The sequence below is a fragment of the Mycolicibacterium thermoresistibile genome, assembly GCF_900187065.1.
Taxonomy (GTDB): domain Bacteria; phylum Actinomycetota; class Actinomycetes; order Mycobacteriales; family Mycobacteriaceae; genus Mycobacterium; species Mycobacterium thermoresistibile.
The window spans coordinates 1,156,775-1,180,169 of the sequence record NZ_LT906483.1; the positions used below are offsets into that span (position 1 = coordinate 1,156,775).

19 protein-coding genes and 2 pseudogenes are annotated in these 23,395 nt (G+C 69.9%); 14 read left to right on the forward strand and 7 right to left on the reverse strand.

The features are described from left to right. Positions 1-26 precede the first annotated feature (26 nt). Entirely contained in the window at positions 27-440 is a 414-nt protein-coding gene (locus CKW28_RS05330) for a DoxX family protein (RefSeq protein ID WP_003928090.1), read from the forward strand. Between the two features lie 40 nt (positions 441-480). Here CKW28_RS05330 and CKW28_RS05335 read toward each other — a convergent pair whose 3' ends face one another. Beyond that, entirely contained in the window at positions 481-1,545 is a 1,065-nt protein-coding gene (locus CKW28_RS05335) for a nucleoside hydrolase (protein WP_003928091.1), read from the reverse strand. Positions 1,546-1,600: 55 nt separating this feature from the next. On the opposite strand from CKW28_RS05335, the pseudogene CKW28_RS05340 reads away from it, so the two are divergent. Continuing rightward, positions 1,601-2,470: pseudogene (locus CKW28_RS05340) on the forward strand (MaoC family dehydratase). On the opposite strand, the gene CKW28_RS05345 reads toward CKW28_RS05340, so the two are convergent. Beyond that, a complete protein-coding gene (locus CKW28_RS05345) occupies positions 2,467-3,474 on the reverse strand; it encodes a hypothetical protein (RefSeq protein ID WP_003928092.1) in 1,008 nt (335 codons plus the stop codon). The pseudogene CKW28_RS05340 and the gene CKW28_RS05345 overlap by 4 nt on opposite strands. Before the next feature lie 118 nt (positions 3,475-3,592). Here CKW28_RS05345 and CKW28_RS05350 point away from each other — a divergent pair, with 118 nt between their 5' ends. The 4 genes and pseudogenes from CKW28_RS05350 (at position 3,593) to CKW28_RS05365 (ending at position 9,723) form a co-directional block, all read left to right on the forward strand. After that, on the forward strand, positions 3,593-4,468 hold the full coding sequence (locus tag CKW28_RS05350) for a universal stress protein (RefSeq protein WP_003928093.1): 876 nt from the start codon (positions 3,593-3,595) through the stop codon (positions 4,466-4,468). A gap of 32 nt (positions 4,469-4,500) precedes the next feature. After that, positions 4,501-7,806, forward strand: coding sequence for an error-prone DNA polymerase (locus tag CKW28_RS05355; RefSeq protein WP_003928094.1), 3,306 nt, complete (start codon positions 4,501-4,503; stop codon positions 7,804-7,806). A 53-nt stretch (positions 7,807-7,859) separates the two neighbouring features. Continuing rightward, positions 7,860-8,642: pseudogene (locus CKW28_RS05360) on the forward strand (sulfatase-like hydrolase/transferase); the annotation flags it as partial. 439 nt (positions 8,643-9,081) lie between these two features. Next, entirely contained in the window at positions 9,082-9,723 is a 642-nt protein-coding gene (locus tag CKW28_RS05365; RefSeq protein WP_003928096.1) for a nitroreductase family protein, read from the forward strand. A gap of 27 nt (positions 9,724-9,750) precedes the next feature. On the opposite strand, the gene CKW28_RS05370 is transcribed toward CKW28_RS05365, so the two are convergent. Beyond that, complete coding sequence (locus tag CKW28_RS05370) at positions 9,751-10,209, reverse strand: tRNA (cytidine(34)-2'-O)-methyltransferase (protein WP_003928097.1); 459 nt, start codon at positions 10,207-10,209, stop codon at positions 9,751-9,753. A 229-nt stretch (positions 10,210-10,438) separates the two neighbouring features. On the opposite strand from CKW28_RS05370, the gene CKW28_RS05375 reads away from it, so the two are divergent. Genes CKW28_RS05375 through CKW28_RS05390 form a run of 4 tightly spaced genes read left to right on the forward strand, consistent with a single transcriptional unit; the run spans position 10,439 to position 14,732 of the window. Next, positions 10,439-13,327: a HAMP domain-containing sensor histidine kinase gene (locus CKW28_RS05375; RefSeq protein WP_003928098.1), complete on the forward strand. Its 2,889-nt coding sequence runs from the start codon at positions 10,439-10,441 to the stop codon at positions 13,325-13,327. Further along, on the forward strand, positions 13,324-13,776 hold the full coding sequence (locus tag CKW28_RS05380) for a roadblock/LC7 domain-containing protein (RefSeq protein WP_003928099.1): 453 nt from the start codon (positions 13,324-13,326) through the stop codon (positions 13,774-13,776). The genes CKW28_RS05375 and CKW28_RS05380 overlap by 4 nt, the downstream gene beginning before the upstream one ends. A gap of 7 nt (positions 13,777-13,783) precedes the next feature. Continuing rightward, positions 13,784-14,161 (forward strand): DUF742 domain-containing protein, encoded by a 378-nt coding sequence (locus CKW28_RS05385; protein ID WP_050812131.1) that lies wholly within the window; start codon positions 13,784-13,786, stop codon positions 14,159-14,161. Beyond that, complete coding sequence (locus CKW28_RS05390; RefSeq protein WP_003928101.1) at positions 14,142-14,732, forward strand: GTP-binding protein; 591 nt, start codon at positions 14,142-14,144, stop codon at positions 14,730-14,732. The genes CKW28_RS05385 and CKW28_RS05390 overlap by 20 nt, the downstream gene beginning before the upstream one ends. Positions 14,733-14,783: 51 nt before the next feature. Here the strand turns inward: CKW28_RS05390 and CKW28_RS05395 are convergent, their stop codons facing one another. Further along, positions 14,784-17,450 (reverse strand): FHA domain-containing protein, encoded by a 2,667-nt coding sequence (locus CKW28_RS05395; RefSeq protein WP_040548760.1) that lies wholly within the window; start codon positions 17,448-17,450, stop codon positions 14,784-14,786. A gap of 164 nt (positions 17,451-17,614) precedes the next feature. Here CKW28_RS05395 and CKW28_RS05400 point away from each other — a divergent pair, with 164 nt between their 5' ends. Next, positions 17,615-18,124, forward strand: coding sequence for a hypothetical protein (locus CKW28_RS05400; RefSeq protein ID WP_003928103.1), 510 nt, complete (start codon positions 17,615-17,617; stop codon positions 18,122-18,124). Here the strand turns inward: CKW28_RS05400 and CKW28_RS05405 are convergent. Next, a complete protein-coding gene (locus tag CKW28_RS05405) occupies positions 18,121-19,320 on the reverse strand; it encodes an NADH:flavin oxidoreductase (protein ID WP_003928104.1) in 1,200 nt (399 codons plus the stop codon). The genes CKW28_RS05400 and CKW28_RS05405 overlap by 4 nt on opposite strands. 41 nt (positions 19,321-19,361) lie before the next feature. On the opposite strand from CKW28_RS05405, the gene CKW28_RS05410 reads away from it, so the two are divergent. The 3 genes from CKW28_RS05410 (at position 19,362) to CKW28_RS05420 (ending at position 21,514) form a co-directional block, all read left to right on the forward strand. After that, positions 19,362-20,210, forward strand: a complete 849-nt coding sequence (locus tag CKW28_RS05410) for a bifunctional methylenetetrahydrofolate dehydrogenase/methenyltetrahydrofolate cyclohydrolase (RefSeq protein ID WP_003928105.1) — start codon at positions 19,362-19,364, stop codon at positions 20,208-20,210. Next, positions 20,207-20,500, forward strand: coding sequence for a DUF3017 domain-containing protein (locus CKW28_RS05415; protein WP_003928106.1), 294 nt, complete (start codon positions 20,207-20,209; stop codon positions 20,498-20,500). The genes CKW28_RS05410 and CKW28_RS05415 overlap by 4 nt, the downstream gene beginning before the upstream one ends. Positions 20,501-20,626: 126 nt before the next feature. Then, the gene (locus CKW28_RS05420; RefSeq protein WP_003928107.1) at positions 20,627-21,514 is read left to right on the forward strand and encodes an alpha/beta fold hydrolase; all 888 of its coding nucleotides are present in this window, start codon (positions 20,627-20,629) and stop codon (positions 21,512-21,514) included. Between the two features lie 28 nt (positions 21,515-21,542). On the opposite strand, the gene CKW28_RS05425 is transcribed toward CKW28_RS05420, so the two are convergent. Together CKW28_RS05425 and metX are read right to left on the reverse strand one after the other, a co-directional pair. Beyond that, positions 21,543-22,271, reverse strand: coding sequence for a class I SAM-dependent methyltransferase (locus CKW28_RS05425; RefSeq protein WP_040548764.1), 729 nt, complete (start codon positions 22,269-22,271; stop codon positions 21,543-21,545). After that, on the reverse strand, positions 22,268-23,392 hold the full coding sequence (gene metX / locus CKW28_RS05430; RefSeq protein WP_040548766.1) for a homoserine O-acetyltransferase MetX: 1,125 nt from the start codon (positions 23,390-23,392) through the stop codon (positions 22,268-22,270). Before metX ends, CKW28_RS05425 begins: the two co-directional genes overlap by 4 nt. Between the last annotated feature and the right edge of the window lie 3 nt (positions 23,393-23,395).

Here is a 23,395-nt window from a genome sequence, read left to right on the forward strand (position 1 = left end):
AACTCATCGAGTATTGAAGGAGTGGTATGGACCTCGTCATCCTGATCGGTCGCATTCTCTTCGCATTGGTGTTCGTGGGCGGTGCGGTTGGTCACTTCTCGAACGCCTCGGGGATGTCTGCCTATACCGAATCAATGGGGTTGCGGCCCGGTCGACTCTTCGTGCTCGGGAGCGGACTTTGGACGCTCATCGCCGGCATCATGATCATCCTTGGGGTCTGGATGGATCTCGCTGCATTGATGTTGGCGATCTTCTTGGTGCTCGCGGCTGTGCTGATACACCGATTCTGGTCGGTGCCCGATGCGGACGCCAAGATGAACGAACAGGTTCACTTCAACAAGAACCTCTCACTGGCGGGAGGCGCACTCATCCTCTTCGGGTTCGTGGTGTCAGCCGGCGATGGCCTCGGATACTCGCTGACCGGGCCGCTGTTCGGCTGAGTATGGATGCGTGGGCGTAGGAAGTCAGGCTCCCGCCACGTCAGGCCAGGCGTTTGGCCAGCGGTCCCACCCGCTCGATGAACCGGTCGAAGAATGTCGCCGGATCGACCTCGACCCCGATCAGCGCATTGGGTTCGCGGCCCCACCGCCCCGACCAGTCGGCGATCGTCATGCCCCGGGTCAGGGTGCCGGTCAGCTCGACGTCGACCGCCGCCGCGCGGAACCGCACCAGCTCGGGATCGAGCGCCACCGCCGCCGCCAACGGGTCGTGCAGATGCGCCAGATAGCCCTCGCCCTGGTCGAAGTGGAATTCGCAGTAGAACCGCATCGCATCCTCGATCACCCGGATCAGCGGATTGGCGGCGGTCGAGCGGGTGCCTCGCTCATCGCTCTCACACAGCGGGGTCGACTCGCATCCGGCGGCCGCGGCCAGCCGGCTCAGGATCGTGGGTGTCATCTCGATGTGTTCGGTGAGGTTGAGCCCCAACACCATCGGCAGATGGTCGGGTTCGGAGCCACCCCAGGCGCCCCGCCAGAACGCCAGGACCTCCCACCAGGCCTCGGGGTCGACGCTGACGTTCCACTCGGCCACCGGCGTGGTGTTGCCGCGGTAGTCGAACGCACCGCCCATGATCACCAGCCGCTTCACCAGCCGCGGCAGCTCCGGTTCGGCCCGCAGCGCCAGCGCCAGGTTGGTCAGCGGCCCGGTGGCGATCGCGATCAGCTCGCCCGGATGCGCACGCGCGGCCCGCACCCACGCCTCGGCCGCGTCGTGGTCGGTGAGTTCACCGGCCCCGGGCGGCAGCGTGGCATATCCCAGCCCCTGCGGTCCGTGGGTGTCCTCGGCGGTGCGCAGCTGCGCGCGCAACGGCCGCTCCGCCCCTTTCGACACCGGCACGTCGGTGACCCCGCACATGTGCAGCAGGTCCAGGTTGTTACGGCAGACCTGGTGCACCGGGACGTTTCCCGCGGTCGAGGCGATGCCCACCAGCCGCACCTCGGGGCAGCCCAGCAGGTACATCAGCGCCAACGCGTCGTCCACCCCGGTGTCCACGTCGGCGAAGACCGGGATGCGCTCATCACCAGGCGTCGTCACACCGCCCACGATAGGACCCCGCCCCGGGCCGATAATGCCGGGGAGGAGACCGAAAGGAACGCCGATGCCGCTGGATCCGAACGCCAAGGGCCGCACCACCGAGCCGCGACTTTTCGAATGGACGGACCGGGACACCCTGCTCTACGCGCTGGGGGTGGGCGCCGGGACCGCCGATCTGGCATTCACCACCGAGAACAGCCACGGCATCGAGCAGCAGGTGCTGCCCACCTAAGCCGTCATCGTCAGCCCGGCCTGGGGGGCGATGGGGCTGGTGGGGGAGTTCGACTTCGCCAGACTGCTGCACGGGTCGCAGTCGATCCGGTTGTTCGCCCCGTTGCGGCCGAACGGGCGGCTCAGCGTGGTGGCCGAGGTGGCCGACATCCAGGACAAGGGTCCGGGGAAGAACGCGATCGTGGTGTTCAAGGGCACCGGCACCGACCCAGACACCGGACAGGTGGTCGCCGAGACCGTCTCCACCGCGGTGATCCGCGGGGCGGGCGGCTTCGGCGGTGAGCCCGGACAGCGCCCGCCGGCACCGGAGATTCCCGACCGGGCGCCCGACGCGGAACTCGCCCTGCCCACCCGCGAGGACCAGGCGCTGATCTACCGGTTGTCCGGTGACCGCAACCCGCTGCACAGCGATCCGTGGTTCGCCCGCGAACTGGCCGGCTTCCCCCGGCCGATCCTGCACGGGTTGTGCACCTACGGGGTCGCCGGCCGCGCGCTGGTCGCCGAACTCGGCGGCGGCGACGCCACCAGGATCACCGCGATCTCGGCCCGCTTCACCGCCCCGGTCTTTCCGGGCGACACCCTGACCACCGCCATCTGGCGCACCGGAGAAGGGCAGGCGGTGTTCCGCACCGAGGCCGCCAACCCCGACGGCTCCGACGCGCGGCTGGTGCTGGAAGACGGCGTCGCGGAGTACGCCGGTTAGGAAACGCGGTCGCGCAGCCCGGATTCGCCGCGGACATGGAGTAACTCGAACCAGTCCAGGGTGTCCCAGGCGGTGGTGTAGAACCACTCCTTGGCCTGCTGCGCGGGGTACTCGACGTTGAGCAGGTCGGCGATCTGGTCGTAGCCGTAGTACGCCACCGCGACCGGCTGGGTGGTCAGCAGCAGTTCGTTGATGACGACCTGCATCGCGCGTTTGGCGTCGTCATCGCCTCCCAGCAGCGCGGGAAGGTGCTGCACGATCTCGGTCGCCGGCACCACCACATTGACCCACGGCACCACCTGGCTGCCCCGGTAGGCCGCCTCGAAACCCTCCCGCGCGAACGGCTGGAAGATCTCGGGAAACAGTGCCACAAAGGCTTTCTCGGTGTCATGCAGCAGCGGTGGCATGGAGAACGGCGCCGGGTCGTCGGGGCGGAACGGATTCGGCGACCATTGCGGCCCCGACCAATCCGGCCCCGACCGTTCCGACACCGCATCGGGTTCCACGATCGCCATCGGCGCCGGTGCGGGCGGCAGATCCGTCGTCGCGGCCGCACGGTCGGGTTCGGTCACCTCATCGGAGCGCACCGCCGCGGTCTTGCGCGGCCGCAGCATCTTCTGCAACCGGTCGACCTGTTCGGCCTCGAACTCCGCGGCGCCGGGCTTCGCGGCGGGGGAGAGCCTCGGCGCCGTCGACGCTCTCGCCCGGTCGAGGGACTTCCGCAGCGGATCGGCGAGCGAATCGGCGACGGTGTCGACCCGCCCCCCGACCCGCGCCCCGACGGTGACCTGCGGGCGCCGCACGGACGCGGTGCCCACCTCGCCGCGGGCGGACCGGCCGTCGTCGACGGCACGCGCCTCGGAGTCCGCTTCGGTTGCGCGGGAGTCCGGGCCGGTGTCGGCGTGGGCGACACCCGGGGCGCCCAGCCCCAAACCCAGGCTCAGGGCCCCCACCCACGCCACCGCCCAGCCCCCGAGATGACCGATCCGTCGTGCCGACACCACGCGCTGTCCTTTCCTCAGCCGATGGCCCGTCCAGTGGGCCACCGGCATCGTATGGTCTGCGCACCACCGCGGCGACTCATCCGTGTCAGACTCGAACCGCAGACGAACAGGAGACGACATGGCGATTCCGGCAATCCAGGACAGCATCGTGGCGGGTGTCGACGGATCCCCGTCGTCGGCCGCCGCCGTCGAATGGGCGGCCCGCAACGCCGCCCTGCGGGACCGTCCGCTGGTGCTCGTCCACGTCGTCCCGTCACCGATGGTCACCACCGCACCGTGGCCGCAACTGCCGCTACCCGATGATGCGTTCCGGGTGATGCAGGAAGAGGGTGAACGCCTCCTCGCTCAGGCCCGCGCGGCCGCCGAGCAGGCCGGCGCCGGCGAGGTGCGGACGGCGGTGCTGCAGGCCGGCATCGTCGGCACCCTCACCGAGCTGTCCCGCGACGCCGACCGGATCGTGGTCGGCAGCCGCGGGCAGACCGCGCTGGGCCGGATGCTGCTCGGCTCGGTCAGCACCGGGCTGGTGCACCAGGCGGAATGCCCGGTGGTGATCGTCCGCGACGGCGACCAACCTCCCGGCGACGCACCGGTGTTGGTGGGAATCGACGGGTCGCCGGCCTCGGAGCTGGCCACCGAGGTCGCCTTCGAGGAGGCTTCGGTACGGCAGGTGGAGCTGGTGGCGCTGCACGGTTGGCGCGACACCTCGCTGTTCCACTACCCGGGTTTGGACACCGAGTCCCTGCAGACCCAGGCGGAGGCGGTGCTGGCCGAGCGGTTGGCCGGCTGGCAGGAACGCTATCCCGACGTCACGGTGCGGCGGGTGGTGGTCGCCGAACATCCCGCCCGCGCCTTGGTGCAGCGCGCGGAGGAAGCGCAGCTGGTCGTCGTCGGCAGCCGCGGCCGCAGCGGGCTGACGGGCAAGCTGCTCGGCTCGGTGAGCACCGGTGTGGTCCACTCGGTGCGTGTCCCGGTGATGGTCGCCCGCCCGAGGTAGTTCATCGAACAGTTGTTCGATAGACTGGCCCGGTGGGTTGGCACAACGGGCCGCCGAGCTGGACCGAGATGCAGCGGGTGCTCAACGGTCAGCCCCGCCGCGCCGGATGGCCGATCGACCGACAGCAGGGCGACGGTGGGGACAGCCCGGCCTGGTCCCGCAAACGGGGGCCGTACCGGCCGCCGGACCTGACCCGGGATCCGGCCGCGGTGCCGTACGCCGAACTGCACGCCCACTCGGCGTTCAGCTTCCTCGACGGGGCCAGCACCCCCGAGGAACTCGTCGAGGAGGCCGCCCGGCTGAACCTGCGGGCCATCGCGCTCACCGACCACGACGGCCTCTACGGGGTGGTGCGGTTCGCCGAGGCCGCCAGGGAACTCGGCGTGCTCACGGTGTTCGGCGCCGAACTGTCCCTGAGCAACACCGCCCGCACCGAGGACCCGGATCCGCCCGGGCCGCATCTGCTGGTGTTGGCCCGCGGGCCGGAGGGGTACCGCCGGTTGTCCCGGGAGATCGCCCGGGCGCATCTGGCGGGCGGGGAGAAGGGCAAACCCCGCTACGACTACGACGCGCTGTCCGACGCCGCCGGCGGGCACTGGCACATCCTCACCGGATGCCGTAAAGGTCATGTCCGGCAAGCACTCTCCAGCGGCGGGCCGGAGGCCGCCGAACGGGCCCTGGCCGATCTGGTGGACCGGTTCGGGCGGGAGCGGGTCAGCGTCGAGCTCACCCACCACGGTCAACCCTGCGACGACGAACGCAACGCCGTGCTGGCCGAGCTGGCGCACCGCTTCGGGTTGACCGTGGTGGCCACCACCGGAGCGCACTTCGCCGAACCGTCGCGGGGCCGGTTGGCGATGGCGATGGGCGCGATCCGGTCCCGGCGGTCGCTGGACGAGGCGGCCGGATATCTGGCCCCCCTGGGCGGGGCGCACCTGCGGTCCGGTGCGGAGATGGCCCGGATCTTCGCGCACTGCCCACAGGTGGTGGCCGCCGCGGCCGAACTCGGCGAGCAGTGCGCGTTCGAGTTGGCGCTGATCGCCCCGCAACTGCCGCCGTTCGACGTGCCCGCCGGGCACACCGAGGACAGCTGGCTGCGGCATCTCACCATGGCCGGTGCGCGGGACCGTTACGGGCCGCCGGACCGGGCGCCGCAGGCCTATGCCCAGCTCGAGCACGAACTGAGAATCATCGAACGGCTGAGGTTCCCGGGCTACTTCCTGGTGGTGTACGACATCACCCGGTTCTGCCGGGAGAACAACATCCTGGCCCAGGGCAGGGGATCGGCGGCCAACTCCGCGGTCTGTTATGCGCTGGGCGTCACCAACGTGGATCCGATCGCCAACGAGTTGTTGTTCGAACGGTTCCTGTCCCCGGTCCGCGACGGCCCGCCCGACATCGACATCGACATCGAGTCCGACCAGCGGGAGAAGGTGATCCAGTACGTCTACGACCGCTACGGCCGCGACTACGCCGCCCAGGTCGCCAACGTCATCACCTACCGGGGGCGCAGCGCGGTGCGGGACATGGCCCGCGCGCTGGGGTTCTCGCAGGGGCAGCAGGACGCCTGGAGCAAGCAGATCAGCCGGTGGGGCGGGCAGTCCGACGCGCCGGACGTCGAGGACATCCCGGAACAGGTGGTCGAGCTGGCCACCCAGATCGCCGGCCTGCCCCGGCATCTGGGCATCCACTCCGGCGGAATGGTGATCTGCGATCGCCCGATCGCCGACGTGTGCCCGGTCGAATGGGCCCGGATGGCCAACCGCAGCGTTCTGCAGTGGGACAAAGACGACTGTGCGGCAATCGGTCTGGTGAAGTTCGACCTGCTCGGGCTGGGCATGCTCTCGGCGCTGCACTACGCCATCGACCTGGTCCGCGAACACAAGGGCATCGAGGTGGATCTGGCCAAAATCGACCTGTCCGAACCCGCGGTGTACGAGATGCTGCAGCGCGCCGATTCGGTCGGGGTGTTCCAGGTGGAATCCCGCGCGCAGATGGCCACCCTGCCGCGGTTGAAACCCCGGGTGTTCTACGACCTGGTGGTCGAGGTCGCGTTGATCCGCCCCGGGCCGATCCAGGGCGGCTCGGTGCACCCCTACATCAAGCGGCGCAACGGCATCGAGCCGGTCACCTATGAGCATCCGTCGATGGAGCCGGCACTGCGGAAAACCCTCGGTGTGCCGTTGTTCCAGGAACAGCTCATGCAGCTGGCGGTGGACTGCGCCGGGTTCACCGCCGCCGAGGCCGATCAGTTGCGGCGCGCGATGGGTTCCAAACGGTCCACCGAGAAGATGCGCCGGCTCAAGGACCGGTTCTACGCCGGGATGCGGGATCGGCACGGTATCACCGGCGAGGTCGCCGACCGGATCTACGAGAAGCTGGAGGCATTCGCCAATTTCGGTTTCCCGGAAAGTCATTCGCTTTCCTTCGCGTCGCTGGTGTTCTACTCCGCGTGGTTCAAACTGCACCATCCGGCCGCGTTCTGCGCCGCCCTGCTGCGGGCCCAGCCGATGGGCTTCTACTCACCGCAGTCGTTGGTGGCCGACGCCCGCCGGCACGGTGTCACCGTGCACGGCCCGGACGTCAACGCCAGCCTGGCGGACGCCACCCTGGAGAACGCCGGCACCGAGGTGCGGCTGGGCCTGGGCGCGGTCCGCCACATCGGTGACGAACTCGCCGAGCGGATCGTCGAGGAACGAAAAGCCAACGGCCCCTACACCGATCTTCTCGACCTCACCGGCCGGGTACAGCTCACCGTGCCGCAGACCGAGGCGCTGGCCACCGCCGGTGCACTGGGCTGTTTCGGCATCTCCCGCCGGGAGGCGCTGTGGGCCGCCGGTGCGGCGGCCGGCCAGCGTCCGGACCGGCTGCCGGGGGTGGGGGCGTCGGGCGCCGACCGGGAGAACATCCCGGCGCTGCCCGGCATGAGCGAGCTGGAGGTGGCGGCCGCCGACGTCTGGGCCACCGGGGTCTCCCCGGACAGTTACCCCACCCAGTTCCTGCGCGCCGACCTCGACGCGCTCGGCGTGATCCCGGCGGACAAACTGCTCGAGGTGCCCGATGGCACCCGCATCCTGATCGCCGGTGCGGTCACGCACCGGCAGCGGCCCGCGACGGCGCAGGGGGTGACGTTCCTCAACCTCGAGGACGAGACCGGGATGGTGAACGTGCTGTGCTCACCGGGGGTGTGGGCGCGGCACCGTCGGCTGGCGCAGACCGCCCCGGCGCTGCTGGTCCGGGGCATCGTGCAGAACGCCACCGGCGCGGTCACCGTGGTCGCCGACCGGATGCGCAGACTCGAGCTGCGGGTGGGATCGAGGTCGCGCGACTTCCGGTGAATGTCGGCTTGCCCTACGCTTTTGCTGTGCCGATCTGAATTCGGGGGGTCGAGATGGCACAACAATGGTCCGGTCGCGTGGCGACCGACATCCGGGACCCGCAACCGGACTGGGCGCCGTTCCTGCAGCCGGTGGCACCGCCCGGTGCGCCCAATGTGTTCATGATCGTCTGGGACGACGTCGGATACGGCGCACTGGAGCCGTTCGGTGGGCCGATCGAGACGCCGACGATGCACCGAGGCGTCGGCCGGCTTTCCCGGGTTCTCCGCTCGTATCCCCTTCGAGACCGGTCTGATCTCCGAGGTGCTCAACGCCAGGGGTGGAACACCTACGCCGTCGGGAAATGGCATCTGACGCCGGCGGACGAATGCGACGCCTCGTCGTGGAAGGGCCGCTGGCCGCTCGGCCGGGGGATTCGAACGCTTCTACGGTTTCCTCGGCGGCGAGACCAACCAGTGGTTCCCCGACCTGGTGTACGACAACCCCACCGTGGATCCGCCGGCCACCCCGGAACAGGGCTGCCACCTGTCGGCCGACCTGGCAGACGAGGCGATCCGCGCGGGAATCCTGGCCCGGCAGAAGACGATCGGTCTGCTACCCGACGACGTGGAGTTGTCGCCGATCAATCCGCACGGCGAACCGGACACCACCGGGGCCGCCTGGCCGGCCCTGGCCGGCGGTGGATTTCGTATGTGTCCTCCACCAACCATGAGATCGGCAGGGTCATCGACCATCTCGAGGAGTCCGAGCAACTCGACAACACCGTCATCGTGGTGGTGTCCGACAACGGCGCGAGCGGTGAGGGCGGACCGAACCACTCGTTCAACGAGAACAAGTCTTCAACAACGTTGCATTACGTGTACAACTGGTTGGGCGAACGGATTCAGACGGTCAGCTCACCCGATCCGATCCCGGTGGGCACCCATGTGCTGACCGCCGAATTCCAGATGACCGGTGACCAATCGGAGACCGACAGCGCGGTCGGAACGCTGACGCTGTACGTCGACACCGAAGCGGTGGCCGACGGCCCGAGCACCACCCAGCCGGGTGCGTTCTCGTCGACCGGTGACGGATTGTGCGTGGGGCGGGACAGCGGGTCGGCGGTGGCCGGCTATCCGGTGCCGTTCGCATTCGTCGGCGGCACCATCGACCGGGTGGTCGTCGACGTCAGTGGCGATCACTACGTCGACCGCGAGAAGCAGGTCCTCGCCGCCTACATCGCCCGCGACTGAGCGCCGACAGGCCGCGGCCGGGCGCGGCCACTAGCCTGGCGCCATGGCCCTGAACCTGTCTGTCGACGACGTCCTGACCACCACCCGGTCGGTGCGCAAGCGCCTGGACCTGGAGAAGCCGGTGCCACGCGAGGTGCTGATGGAGTGTCTGGAGCTGGCGTTGCAGGCCCCGACCGGCTCCAATGCGCAGGGCTGGCAGTGGGTCTTCGTCGAGGATCCGGACACGAAGAAGGCCCTGGCCGACATCTACCGGGTCAACGCCGACGCCTATCTCGACCGGCCCCGACCGTCCTACGACGATGTGCGCGGCGAGCGGATGGACCGGGTCAAGTCCTCGGCCCGCTACCTCAGCGAGCACTTCCACGAGGTCCCGGTGCTGCTGGTGCCCTGCCTGGAGGGCCGGCCCGACAACCAGCCGGCCGGTGTGACGGCGTCGTTCTGGGGTTCGCTGCTGCCCGCGGTGTGGAGTTTCATGCTGGCGCTGCGCTCGCGCGGCCTCGGCTCGGCCTGGACGACACTGCATCTGGTCGGCGACGGGGAGCAGCGGGCCGCCGAGGTGCTCGGCATCCCGTTCGACCGCTACAGCCAGGCGGGGCTGTTCCCGATCGCCTACACCAAAGGCACCGACTTCCGCCCGGCCAAGCGGCTGCCCGCCGAACAGGTCGTGCACTGGAACCGGTGGTAGCGCGGCCGCCGACGGTCGGTGCGCCGGTCACGCCCCCGCGAAGCCGTGCTGACGCCACGCCTCATAGACCGCCACCGCGGCGGCGTTGGACAGGTTCAGCGAGCGTCGTCCGGGCAGCATGGGAATGCTGACCTCGGCGGTGATGTGCGGATCGGCCAGCGTCTCGGCGTCCAGACCGGTCGGCTCCGGGCCGAACATCAACACGTCGCCGGGCTGATAGTGGATGTCGACGTAGGTCGTCTCGGCCCGGACGGTGAACGCGAACACCCGCCGCGGTTGCAGCGCCGCCCAGGCGGCGTCCAGATCGGTGTGCACACTCACCGACGCCAGATCGTGGTAGTCCAGTCCGGCCCGCCGGAGTTTCGGCTCGGACAGGTCGAACAGCGGATCCACCAGGTGCAGCTCGGCGCCGGTCGCGGCGACCATCCGGATCGCGTTGCCGGTGTTCGGCGGAATCCGCGGCGAGTAGAACATCACCCGAAACACCAGACGATGATCCCAGCCGGCGATCGGGCTTTGCTCGCACACCGGCGGCTTGACCCAAGACGCTGTTAAGGAGATTGTCTGTTCAGTAAGAATTGTGGAACCGATGCCCTGTGCCTGTCATACTCGTCCAATTGCCAGGCGCAGCAGGAACATTTATGAACGACGCTCGAACAGTTGATCCTCGAACAGTTGATCACGGACATGCGGCCGGACGGCCGGCCGGGTTGCGATGACGGTTTTCTCCCAACTGAGGAAGTCGGACGGAACGAACCGTGACGTCGAACCGCCGGCGCCGGACCCGATCAAGAAGCCGTCCCGGTGGGCACTGACCAACTGGCCGGTGCGCTGGAAGGTCTTCGCGATCGTCCTGGTGCCGTTGCTGTTGATCGCGACGTTCGCCGGATTGCGGGTCTACTCGGGGGTGGCGGAGAACGCGGAACTGCGGCGCGCCGTCGACCGGGCCGAGGTCATCCCGCCGGTGGTCGACTACATGGCCGCCCTGGAGGAGGCGATGGTCGCCGCCACCACCGGCCGGGAGACCCAGCCCGCGCTGGCCCGGTTCGACGAACGCAAGACCGAACTGCGGGAGCGCGCCGAGCAGGGCGAGATCGTTCCGGATGTGCGGGCCGCGGTGGACACGCTGCTCGACGGCGGACAGGACCTCATCAACAAGGTCATGTCGAACGTCGTCGACCTGCGCCAACGGGTCACCGCCTATGCACCGCTGCTGCTCACCGCCGAGACCGCGATCACCGGTTCGGCCCGCGACGACGCCCCCGGTGTGCAGCGCAAGGCCGAGGCGCTGTCCCGCGCGGTCGGCGCCCGCGGCCAGATGACCATGCAGGAGATGTCCGTCACCAGCGGCGGCTACCTGCCCGAGCCCGAGCTGCGCACCTCGTTGATCACGTTGGCCGGCACCGAACCGTCGACGATCAACGGCATGATCGCTTACCTGGGCAACGACTCCCAGCAGGCGGCGACGCTGCGGACCGAGATGGTGCGGCGGATGTCGATGATGTCCGATCCGGCGGTGCCGCTGGCCGCCAATCCGGAGTTGCTGGGGTCGCAGCAGGTGACCCGTTCGGTGGCCGACGCGATGATCGCCGAACTGGCCACCACCATTCCCGACGAGGTGCGGCAGGCCGCCGACGATCAGCGGACCGCGGCGATCCGCGACACCGTGCTGGTGTTGCTGGCCATCGCCGTGGCCGCGGTGGTGGTGCTGCTGGTGGCACGGTCGCTGGTGCGTCCGCTGCGGACGTTGCGCGACAGCGCCCTGAAGGTGGCACACGGCGATCTGGCCCGTGAACTCGACCAGGTGCGGGAGACCGGTGAACTGCCCGAGGTCGAGCCGATCGCGGTGCACACCACCGAGGAGATCGGCCAGGTCGCCCACGCGGTCGACGAACTCCATGAGCAGGCCGTGTTCCTGGCCGGCGAGCAGACCCGGCTGCAGATGCAGATCAGCGACATGTTCGAAACCCTGTCGCGGCGCAGTCGATCGCTGGTGGACCAGCAGCTCGCCCTGATCGACCAGCTGGAACGCAACGAAGAGGACCCGCAGCGGCTGCAGAACCTGTTCCGGTTGGACCATCTGGCCGCCCGGATGCGCCGCAACGGCGCCAACCTGCTGGTGCTCGCCGGCGCGAAGGTTCCGCGGGAACAGGCGGCGCCGATGCCGGTGGCGTCGCTCATCCACGCGGCCGCGTCCGAGGTGGAGGACTACACCCGCATCGTCATGACGACCGTGCCCGACAGCGAGGTGCACGGATCGGTCGCCGGCGACCTGGTCCACATCCTCGCCGAACTGCTCGACAACGCGTTGCGCTACTCGCCGCCGACCGCCCAGGTGCGGGTGTCGGCCGGGCACGCCGACACCGGTGCCCTGGTCATCGAGGTGAGCGACGCCGGGCTCGGGATGTCCGAATCCGATCTGCGGATGGCCAACGCCCGGCTGGAGTCGGGCGGGGAGGTCGACCCGTACACAGCCCGGCACATGGGGCTGTTCGTGGTGGGCCGCCTCGCCGCCCAGCACAACCTGGTGGTCCGGCTGCGCAGCACCGTGCCCGGCGACCCCGGTTCGGGCACCACCGCCGGGGTGTACGTGCCGGCCGAGTTGCTGACCCGCTCGGAGGTCGAACCGGCGGTGCGCCGGCCCACCGGTGCCCACCGTGCCGTCGACCCGGGCGGAGCCCCGGTCACCGGCGCGGCCGACGCGCGGTTCAGCGAGGTTCAGACGGTGCCGCAGCAGACCGCCCCCGAGACCGCCGCCCCCGCCGCCCCGGCCGACGGTCAGGACGCAGGCTCCGCGGAGCTCCCGGTCGGCCTCCTGCCGCAACGGGCGCCCGGTGCCAGCGGCATCACCGAACTGCCCGGCTCGTTGGCGCCGCCGGCCGAACCGGCACCTGCGGCCGAGCCCGCCCAGCCTGCCGAGCAGACCAGTTGGCCGCAGGCCTGGCCGGACGCCACCCCACCGGAACCCGCTGCGCCGGAACCGGCTGAACCGGAACCCGTCGGGCCGGTGCGGCCCAGCGATACCTCGGCGTTCTTCGCCTCGCGGGCGCAGGTGCAGTCCGGGCCCCGATCCCGGCATGAGCCCCGATCCCGGCATGAGCCCCAGCCCCAGCCCCAGCCCCAGCCCGAACCCCAGCCCGAACCCCAGCCCGAACCCCGGCTCGGCGAATCGGCGCCGCCGGCCGCGGACGACGGCGACACCATCTACCAGACGATGCTGTCCGAATGGCTCATCGACCCCACCGAGTTGGGCCGCAGCAGCGATCTCAACTGGGAGTCGGTGTGGGATCACGGTTGGTCGAAGGCCGCCGAAGCCGAGGACACCCCGGTCCGCGCGCACACCGAGGAGGGGCTGCCCATCCGGGAACCGGGGGCCCGGCTGGTGCCCGGCGGCCGGGACTCGGTGCTCGGCGCCGGAACCGAGGAGCACCGCAACGGGGGCGCAGCGGGCGTCGGCGAGCAGGTAGCATCGGCTGCCGAGTCCGAGGAGTCGGCGCCGCGGCCCGATCCGGAGGCGGTCCGGGCGAGCATCAGCAGCCATTTCGGCGGTGTGCAGGCGGGCCGATTACACGCCCGAGAAATCAGAGGAACAGACGACGAATGACCTTTCCGGCGGGTGGGACTGACACGCCCCGGGGATCGGGGCCGCAACGTCCGACAGCCCGGGAGTCGCTCGACTGGCTGGTCTCGAAGTTCGCTCGCGAGGTGCCCGGTGTGTCGCACGCGATCCTGGTGTCCGCGGACGGCCTGTTGATGGCGGCTTCTGAGCACATGCCCACCGAGCGGGCCGATCAGCTGGCTGCGGTGGCGTCCGGGCTGGCCAGTCTGTCCACCGGTGCGGCGCAACTGTTCGACGGCGGACATGTGCTGCAGTCGGTGGTCGAGATGGAACGCGGCTATCTGCTGCTGATGCGGGTCGGCGACGGATCGCACCTGGCGACGCTGACCGCCCGGTCCGGCGACATCGGGCAGATCGGCTACGAGATGGCGATCCTCGTCGAACGGGTCGGCAACGTGGTGCAGGCCGGACGCCGCACCGCGCAGCACTCGTGAGACGTCGATGGACGCCTGGCAACCCGAACCCGGACCGGCCGATGAGCCGAGTCTGGTGCGCCCCTACATCCTGACCGCGGGCCGCACCGACTCACGGGTCGACCTGCCGCTGGAGGCGCCGATCCAGGCGGTACCCACGCAGGCGCCGGTGCACTGGCCGCGCTCCGATGTGCGGGGGCAGATCGTGGAGTTGGGGGCCCGCAGCCTGTCGGTGGCGGAGATCGCAGCGCATTTGTCGCTGCCTCTCGGCGTGGCGCGCGTGCTAATCGGGGACCTGGTGACGCAGGGTTATCTGCGGGTGCAAAGCACCCTCGGCGCCGTCTCCACCGACGACGAGCGCCGCGAGCTCATAGGAAGGACATTGCGTGGCCTACGGGCGCTTTGACGGGCCGGGCAACCGGGCTACCGCGTCAACCAAGATCGTCATCTCGGGCGGGTTCGGCGCCGGCAAGACGACCTTCGTCGGCGCGGTTTCGGAGATCATGCCGTTGCGGACCGAGGCGCTGGTCACCAACGCCTCGGCCGGTGTCGACGGCCTGGAGGCGACCCCGGACAAGCGCACCACCACGGTGGCGATGGACTTCGGCCGCATCACCCTCGACGAGGACCTGGTGCTGTACCTGTTCGGCACGCCGGGGCAGCGCCGGTTCTGGTTCATGTGGGACGACCTGATCCGCGGGGCGATCGGCGCCATCATCCTCGTCGACGTGCGCCGGCTGCAGGACAGCTTCCCCGCGGTGGACTTCTTCGAGGCCCGGGATCTGCCGTTCCTGGTGGCGATCAACGAGTTCGACGGTGCGCCGCGCTATCCCACCGAGGCCATCCGCAAGGCGCTGGCGCTGCGCGACCACGTTCCGGTGATCTCCGTCGACGCCCGCGACCGGCAGTCCGCCAAGGAGGCGTTGATCGCCATCACCGAATACGCGCTGGACCGCATGTCCACGCTGCCCGGGTAGCGATTTCGGCGTGCTGACGATCGCTCAGCGACCGTGAGCACGCCGAAATCACTATGCGCGGGGGAGTCGGATCTTCCAGCGCACCAACGCCAGATAGAACACGCTGAGCACGGCCAGCATCGCCATGTCGAACAACCAGGTGCCGGAATCGTGTTCCCAGTGCCGGTCTTTCGGCGTCAACGGGCCGGGCACCAGCGTGATCAGATCCGCCGTGGACGCCGAGGCGGCGAAGCCCCACCTTGCCGGGGTGAACCAGGACAACTGGTCGAGCCCGATGCGGTCGGTCACCGGGATCATGCCGCCGGAGAACACCAGCTGGCTCATGATCGCCACCACCAGCAGCGGCATGATCTGCTCGCTGGTCTTCGCCAGCGCCGACAGCAATAACCCGAGCATCGCCGCGGCGACCGTGGTCGCGGCCATCCCGAAGAACAACTCCAGCTTCGGGTTTCCGAACACCGAGCCGTGGTCCACCGCCCCCTTGTCGACATCCCAGCCCTTACCGGCGATGGTGATCGCGGTGACGATCGCCGACTGCACGATCGCGAACACCGAATACACGCAGACCTTCGCCAAAAGGTACGCGGTGGTGGACAATCCGACCGCCTGTTCGCGTCGGAAGATGGCCCGTTCGCCGATCAGGTCGCGGATCGTCAGCGCGGTGCCCATGAAGATCGCACCGACGTTGAGCAGCACCAGGATCTGGCCCGGCTCGTTGGGGGCGTCACCCATGGGGTTGGGGACGCCGAACCCGACGTCCCCGGGGACCGACAGGGACAGCACACCCATGATGAACGGCAGCAACGCCAGGAAGACGAAATAGCCGCGGTCGGACACGATCAGCCGGATCTGGCGGCGGGCGATCGTGGAGAACTGCCGCCGCAGGCTGGTGCGGGTCGGGCTGCCCAGATCGGTGGGTTTGGCCGACTCGGCCGGCAACTCCCGGGGCGGGCCCTGGCGTTCCAGGAACCGCCGGTTCGCCGCGTCCGGGTCGCCGGCGACGGTGCTGAAGATGTCGGCCCAGTTGGTGGTGCCCATCGTCGGGCCGATCTGGCTGGGCGGGCCGTAGAAGGCGGTCTTGCCGCCGGGCGCGAGCAGCAGCACCTGATCGCAGACGTCGAGGTAGGTCAGCGAGTGGGTGACGACCAGCACCACGCGGCCGGCGTCGGCCAACTGCCGCAGCATCGTCATGACCTGCCGGTCCAGCGCCGGGTCAAGCCCCGACGTCGGTTCGTCCAGGATCAGCAGCGACGGGCCGGTCAGCAGTTCCATCGCCACCGACGCGCGTTTGCGCTGCCCGCCGGAGAGCTTGTCCACCCGGGTGTCGGCGTGGGCGGTCATCTCGAGTTCCTCGAGGACCTCCGCCACCACCTGCCGGCGGTCCTCCTCGGTGGTGTCCGGCGGCAGCCGCAGTTCCGCGGCATACATCAACGCCTGGTTGACGGTCAGCTGGCCGTGCACCACATCGTCCTGCGGCACCATCCCGATCCGGGAGCGCAACGACGCGTACTCGGCGTGGACGTTGTGTCCCTCGAAGGTCACCGTGCCGCTGGTGGGATGGGTGTAGCCGGCGATGAGCCGGGCGAACGTCGACTTCCCGGCGCCGGACGGGCCGATGATCGCGGTGAGCGTGCCCGGCCGCGCGGTGATCGAGATGTTGTCCAGCAGCGTCTTGTTGTTCTCGATGGTCCAGGTGACACCGCGGACGTCGAGGCCGCCGGCGTCGGTGGCGGCCTCGGTCTCGGTGCGCCGGACCAGCGTGCCGTTGCGGAAGACCAGGTCGACGTTGCCGATGGTGACGACGTCGCCCTCGTTGAGCACAGCCGTCTCGGTGCGGGTGCCGTTGACGAAAGTGCCGTTGATGCTTCGGTTGTCCCGAATCTCCATACCGGCCGGAGTCGGGACCAGCGTGGCGTGGTGGCGGGACGCCAGCACATCGGGGATGACGATGTCGTTGTCGACGGCCCGCCCGATCTTGATCGATCCGGGTGGCGCCTCCTGCGCCCGGCCGGGACGCAGGATCTTCATCATGCTGGTCGCCAGGTTGTTGATCTCCGGCGACCGGGGCGCGGCGGTCGGACCCAGGGCGGTGGCCGGTTCCAGCTCCGACACCGACGGTTGCGGCGCCGGCCGGGGCGGGGGTGTGGCGGCGGGTGCCGACCTGGCCTGCGGTCCGGTCGGGTAGCGCGGCTGGGCGCCCGAACCCGACGGATATCCCGACGGGGCCGACGGATACGACGGCGGACCGGCCGGATACATCGGCTCCGACCGCGGCCCGGCCGGCGGGGCGGTGTGCGGCCAGTTGCCGCTGGGCGGGCCGGCCGCACGACCGGGCGCCGCCACCGGCACCGCCGTCGTGCGCGCCGGGGTGCCCGCGAAGCCCTGATGCCGGCCGACATCGAAGGTCAACCGTGGGCCGTCCGGGTTGCCGAGGTTGATCGTCGCGCCGTCGTGGATGTCGACCGCCGGCACCCGGCGGCCGTTCACCCAGACCCCGTTGAGGCTGCCGTTGTCGATCGCCACCCAGCGGTTGTGGTCATAGCGCAGCACCAGGTGGGCGCGCGAGATCAGCGGATGGGCGACCCGCACGTCGGCACGCAGATCGCGGCCGATCACCACATCGTTGCCGGGGGCGAAGGTACGGGTCGATCCCTCGTACCGGACGGTCAGGGCGGGCCCCGTAACGGGCCGGGCAGCAGGCGGGATCGGTCGACTCATCGCGACAACTCTAACCGCACGGTCCGGCCGATCCGGGTAGGTAGGAAACGGAGCAAACCCGCTTTGGTATCAGTGCGGAAACGATCCGGCCATCGATGACCTGGTTTGCCGGCAACACCGGATCGGCTTGCTTCCATGGGGGGAGCACATGCGTGACATCAGGAGTGCCCGTGACGTTTCGCCACCGACTGTCCGTCGCCGCGACGACCTGCATCGCGCTGCTGTTGGCCGGATCGCCGATCGCGGCGGCGGCGCCGGCCAGCGACGACCGCGGATACATCGATTCCACCGCGCGCTGCGCGGCGCCGTCGCTGGCGGTGATGTTCGGCCGCACCGCCCACTCGCGGGTAGCAATCTGCAGGCAACCCGACGGCAGCTATCAGTACCGCGGGGTGCGGGTGCGTGACGGCGCCCGGCTCATCACCGCCGCCACCCCCGAGGGCGCCGGATTCACCGCCGCCAACGGCGGAGTCACCTACACCATGACCTCCGACGCACTGGTCATCGCCGAGGGTGACCGGGTGCTCCGAGAGGAGCGGATGGTGGAGTACGAGAAGCGCGATGCCGCACCGGCGTCGGGGCAGTCGGGGACGTCAGGGCAGTCGGGGGAGCCGACACCCACCACCCCGCTGCCGCCCCCGCTTCCCGCCGAGGTCGGCCATTCGGGACGTTAGCCGCCGGCCTTCACCGCGGCGTCGGGCATTCCGGTGCGCACGCACAACGTGTGGCTGTAGATCGTCGGCATGCACAGGTTGCAGTGGTCGCAGATCGACTGCACGCCGGGGTCGGCCTTGATCCGGTTCAGCAGATCCGGTTCGGCCAGCAGCGCCCGGCCCATCGCGACGAAGTCGAAGCCCTCCGCCATCGCGCGGTCCATGGTCTCGCGGTTGGTGATGCCGCCGAGCAGGATCAGCGGCATCGTGAGTTCGGCGCGGAACTGGCGGGCATCCCGCAGCAGGTAGGCGTCGTGGTAGGGGTACTCGCGGAAGAACTTCGTACCGGTCATGCGGATACCCCAGCTCAGCGGCGGTTTGAACGCGCCGGCGAACTCCTTGACCGGCGCGCCGCCGCGGAACAGATACATGGGGTTGACCAGTGAGCTGCCCGCGGTGAGCTGTATCGCGTCGAGTCCGCCGTCCTCCTCGAGCCACTTGGCGGTCTGCAGCGACTCCTCGATCGTGATGCCGCCGCGCACCCCGTCGGACATGTTGAGCTTGGCGGTGACGGCGATCTGATCGCCGACGGCGCGTTTGACCGCCTGCACCAATCCGCGCGCCACCTTGGCGCGGTTCTCCAGCGAGCCGCCGAACTCGTCGGTGCGGCGGTTCAGCAGCGGGCTGAGGAACGAGCTGGCCAGGTAGTTGTGCCCGAGGTGGATCTCGACGGCGTCGAACCCGGCGTCGACGGCCAGCTTCGCGGCGGTGGCGTGGGCCTCGGTGACCTCCCGGATGTCTTCGCGGGTGGCCTTGCGGGCGAACCGCATCGACAGCGGGTTGAAGAACCGGATCGGGGCCAGGGCCTGCGCCTTGTTGGTGCGGGCGTTGGCGACGGGTCCGGCGTGTCCGATCTGCGCGCTGACCGCCGCGCCCTCGGCGTGCACCGCGTCGGTGAGCCGCCGCAGCCCGGGCACGGCCTCCGGGCGCATCCACAGCTGCCAGCCGTCGGTGCGACCGCCGGGCGAGACGGCGCAGTAGGCCACCGTGGTCATGCCGACTCCGCCGGCGGCCGGAAGCCGGTGGTACTCGATGAGGTCATCGGTGACCAGCGCATCCGGGGTGCGGGCCTCGAAGGTGGCGGCCTTGATGATGCGGTTGCGTAGCGTCAGCGGTCCGAGCTTTGCCGGAGCGAACACATCGCGTCGAGTGTCCATACCGGCAGCCTAGCGACATCGCGTGCTGCAACAATGAGCGCGTGGGAGCTATCAGGCTGGACGGCAAGGCCACGCGCGACGAGATCTTCGCTGAGCTGAAGGAACGGGTGGCGGCGCTGACGGCGGCCGGCCGCACACCCGGGCTGGGGACGGTGCTGGTCGGCGACGATCCGGGGTCGCACGCGTATGTGCGCGGCAAGCACTCCGACTGCGCCAAGGTGGGCATCACCTCGATCCGCCGCGACCTGCCCGCCGACATCAGCCAGGCCGAACTCGCCGACGTCCTCGACGAGCTGAACGCGGATCCGGCGTGCACCGGCTACATCGTGCAGTTGCCGTTGCCGGGGCATCTCGACGAGAACGCGGCGCTGGAGCGCATCGACCCGGCCAAGGACGCCGACGGCCTGCACCCGATGAACCTGGGCCGGCTGGTGCTCAACGAACCGGCTCCGCTGCCGTGCACACCCCGGGGGATCGTGCACCTGCTGCGGCGGTTCGACGTGGAGATCGCCGGGGCGCACGTGGTGGTGATCGGCCGCGGGGTGACCGTCGGGCGGCCCCTGGGGCTGTTGCTGACGCGCCGGTCGGAGAACGCGACGGTGACCTTGTGCCACACCGGAACCCGCAACCTCCCCGAGATCGCCCGGCAGGCCGACATCATCATCGCCGCGGCCGGGGTGCCGCACATGGTCACCGCGGACATGGTGCGCCCGGGTGCGGCGGTCGTCGATGTGGGCGTGAGCCGCGACGAGCAGGGCAAGCTCGTCGGCGACGTGCACCCGGACGTCTGGGACGTGGCGGGTCATGTGTCGCCGAATCCGGGCGGCGTCGGGCCGCTGACCCGGGCCTTCCTGTTGACCAACGTCGTGGAGCTGGCCGAAAAGGCGTGACGCTCAAGGAGTTCGCCCGCAAGGTGTTCGCGGGGCAGTGGCCGATCCTGCTGGTCGGCCTGATCTTCATCGCCGCCTTCGTCCTGGTGATCGCCGGTTACTGGCGGCGCGGAGCGTTGGTCCTGGGCTTCGGCGTCGGCCTCGCCGCCGTGTTGCGGTTGACCCTGCCCGACGACCGCGCGGGGCTGCTGGCGGTGCGGTCACGCGGCCTGGACTTCGTGACCACCGCGGGTGTCAGCGCGGCGATCCTCTATATCGGCTGGACCATCGACCCGCTCGGCACCAGCTAGGGCGGAGTGGAGCCATCGGCGAAACTCGCCTTGGCGCAAGGAGGCCGAGCCGCTGCCTGCCGGTGACAGAGCCCGTGTCACGATGAGGGTCGGAGACGTCACCGGCCAGGAAGCGAGGACCCGGGTATGAACGACAAGCCCACGAGCGAGCTGCTGAAGATCGCATCGAGCGACGTCACGCTGGCCGCGGACGCCTACGGCGACCCGTCGGACACGCCCGTGGTGCTGCTGCACGGCGGCGGGCAGACCCGGCATTCGTGGGGGGCGACGGCGACGGATCTCGCCGCCAAGGGCTGGTACGCGGTCACCGTCGACCTGCGCGGACACGGTGACAGCGGCTGGTCACCGGACGGCTACTACGGGCTGGACCGCTTCGCCTTCGACGTCATCGCGATCGCCGAGCACCTGGGCCGTCCGCCGGTGTTCGTGGGCGCCTCGCTGGGCGGTGTCTCGGCGCTGGCGGCGATCGGCCACCGGCCCGACCTGGCACTCGGCCTGGTGCTCGTCGACGTCTCGCCGTTCCTGCAGCCGAAGGGGACGGACCGGATCCGCGACTTCATGATGGCCCACGCCGAGACCGGCTTCGGGTCGCTGGAGGAGGCCGCCGACGCGGTCGCCGCCTACGTGCCGCACCGGCCGCGGCCGAAGAACCTCGAGGGGCTGAAGAAGAACCTCCGGTTCCGTGACGGCCGGTGGTACTGGCACTGGGATCCCAAGTTCCTGGCCGAACCGTTCCAGCCGGTGCAGCGCGATCCGCTGATCGATCCGGCCCGGCTGGGCGCGGCGGCGCGCGATCTGCGGCTGCCCACGCTGCTGGTGCGCGGCGGCGAGTCCGACGTGCTCAGCGTCGAGGACGCCAAGCGGTTCATCGAACTGGTGCCGCACGCGGAGTTCGCGACGGTGGTCGGCGCCCACCACATGGTGGCCGGCGACGACAACGCGGTCTTCGAGGAGGTGCTCGACGACTTCCTGGAGCGCCGGATCCGGTCGCGGCTCAAGCTGTTCGCGAGCTGACAGTCCGGCGCGATCGTCGGGCCGCCACTCACGCCAGCGTGGCGCGGATGCACACCGTGATGTAGGGCAGCGCCAACCCGCTGTTGTTGGCCAGCGCCGGATGGGTGGCCAGCAGCTCCCGGACCCGCTCCAGGGTGCGGGCACGCACCTTCGCCGGAGAGGTGATGCAGTAGCTGCGCGAGGCGACCAGGTCGATCAGCGCCTGCGGAGTCAGATAGTTCGTCCACTCCACCTGGTGGCGTTGCACATCGGTGAACGGTTCCGGCAACGTCACCGTCTTGCTCAACGGATCGTGTTCGTCGCCGATGATGCGGCCGAGCTCCTTGACCCAGCCCATCCGTTCGTCGCGGGTGTTCCACACCAACCCGAGTCGGCCGCCGGGCCGCAGCACCCGGGCGACCTCCCGCACCGCCCGGTCCACGTCGAACCAGTGCCACGCCTGGGCCACCAGCACCGCGTCGACGCTGTTGTCCGGCAACGGGATCTCCTCGGCGGTGCCGAGCAGTGCCGGGGTGTCCGGCAACGACTTGGAGAGCAGTTCGAGCATCTCCGGGATCGGATCGACCGCGGTGACGTTCAGGCCCCGCTCCACCAGCCGGGTGGTGAGCTTGCCGGTCCCGGCGCCGAGGTCGAGCACATCGCGGGCGTCCGAGGGCAGCAGCCAGTCGATCGCCTCGGGTGGATACGACGGCCGGCCCCGTTCGTAGGCCGCGGCTTCCGCGCCGAACGACAAGGACCGCTGCCGTCTACCGCTCACCGATCCGCCAACTCCAACGTGCGCCGGATCAGCTTGCCGACCGCTTCGGTCTCGACGAGGAACCCGTCGTGTCCGTACATCGAATCGATGATGTCCAGATCCCTGCAGCCGGGAAGACGTTCGGCCAGCTCCTCCTGCAGCCGCAGCGGGTAGAGCCGATCCGAGGTGATCCCGCCGACCAGCGCGGGCACCGGGCAGCTCCGCAGCGCGGCCTCCACACCGCCGCGGCCGCGGCCGACGTCGTGGCTCGACAGCGCCTCGGTGAGGGCCACATACGTGCCCGGGTCGAACCGCGCGGCCAGCTTCTCACCCTGGTGCTCCAGGTAGCTCTGCACCGCGTAGCGCCCACCCGCCAGCGGGTCCTCGTCACCCTGCGGTTTGTTGCCGAACCGGTTGTCCAGTTCCACTTCGCCGCGGTAGGTCAGATGGGCGAATCGCCGGGCGATCATCATTCCCGTCAAGGGGGCGCGGCCGGTGCCGTAGTAGTCACCGCCCTGCCAATCCGGATCGGCCTTGATCGCGGCGATCTGCGTGCTCTGGGTGCCGATCTGATCGGCTGTGGCGCGGGCGCCCACCGCCAGCACCAGTCCGGCACGCACCGTGTCGGGATGACCGACCATCCACTCCAGCGCGCGGGCGCCGCCCAGCGAGCCCCCCACCACGGCGGCGACCTCGGTGATGCCCAGCGCGGCCAGCGCGGCGAGATCGGCGTTGACCTGGTCGCGCACGGTCACCGTCGGGAACCGGGATCCCCACGGTTTACCGTCCGGCGCAATCGAACCCGGTCCGGTGGAACCACGGCAGCCGCCCAGCGCGTTGGTGGCCACCGCGCACCAGCGGTCGGTGTCGATCGGCGCGCCGGGACCGGCCACGCCGTCCCACCAGCCGGGCGTCGGGTGCTGCGGTCCGGCCGGACCGGTGATGTGCGAGTCGCCGGTCAGCGCGTGCAGCACCATCACCACGTTGTCCCGGTTGGGCGACAACTCACCCCACCGCTGCACCGCGATGGAGACGTTGTCGAGCACCTCGCCACACTCCAGCTGCAGTGGCCCGATGTCGACCACTGCCAACTCGCCCTCGGCGGGCAACGTGGGGGTTCTCGTCACGTCCAGGATCGTCACTTC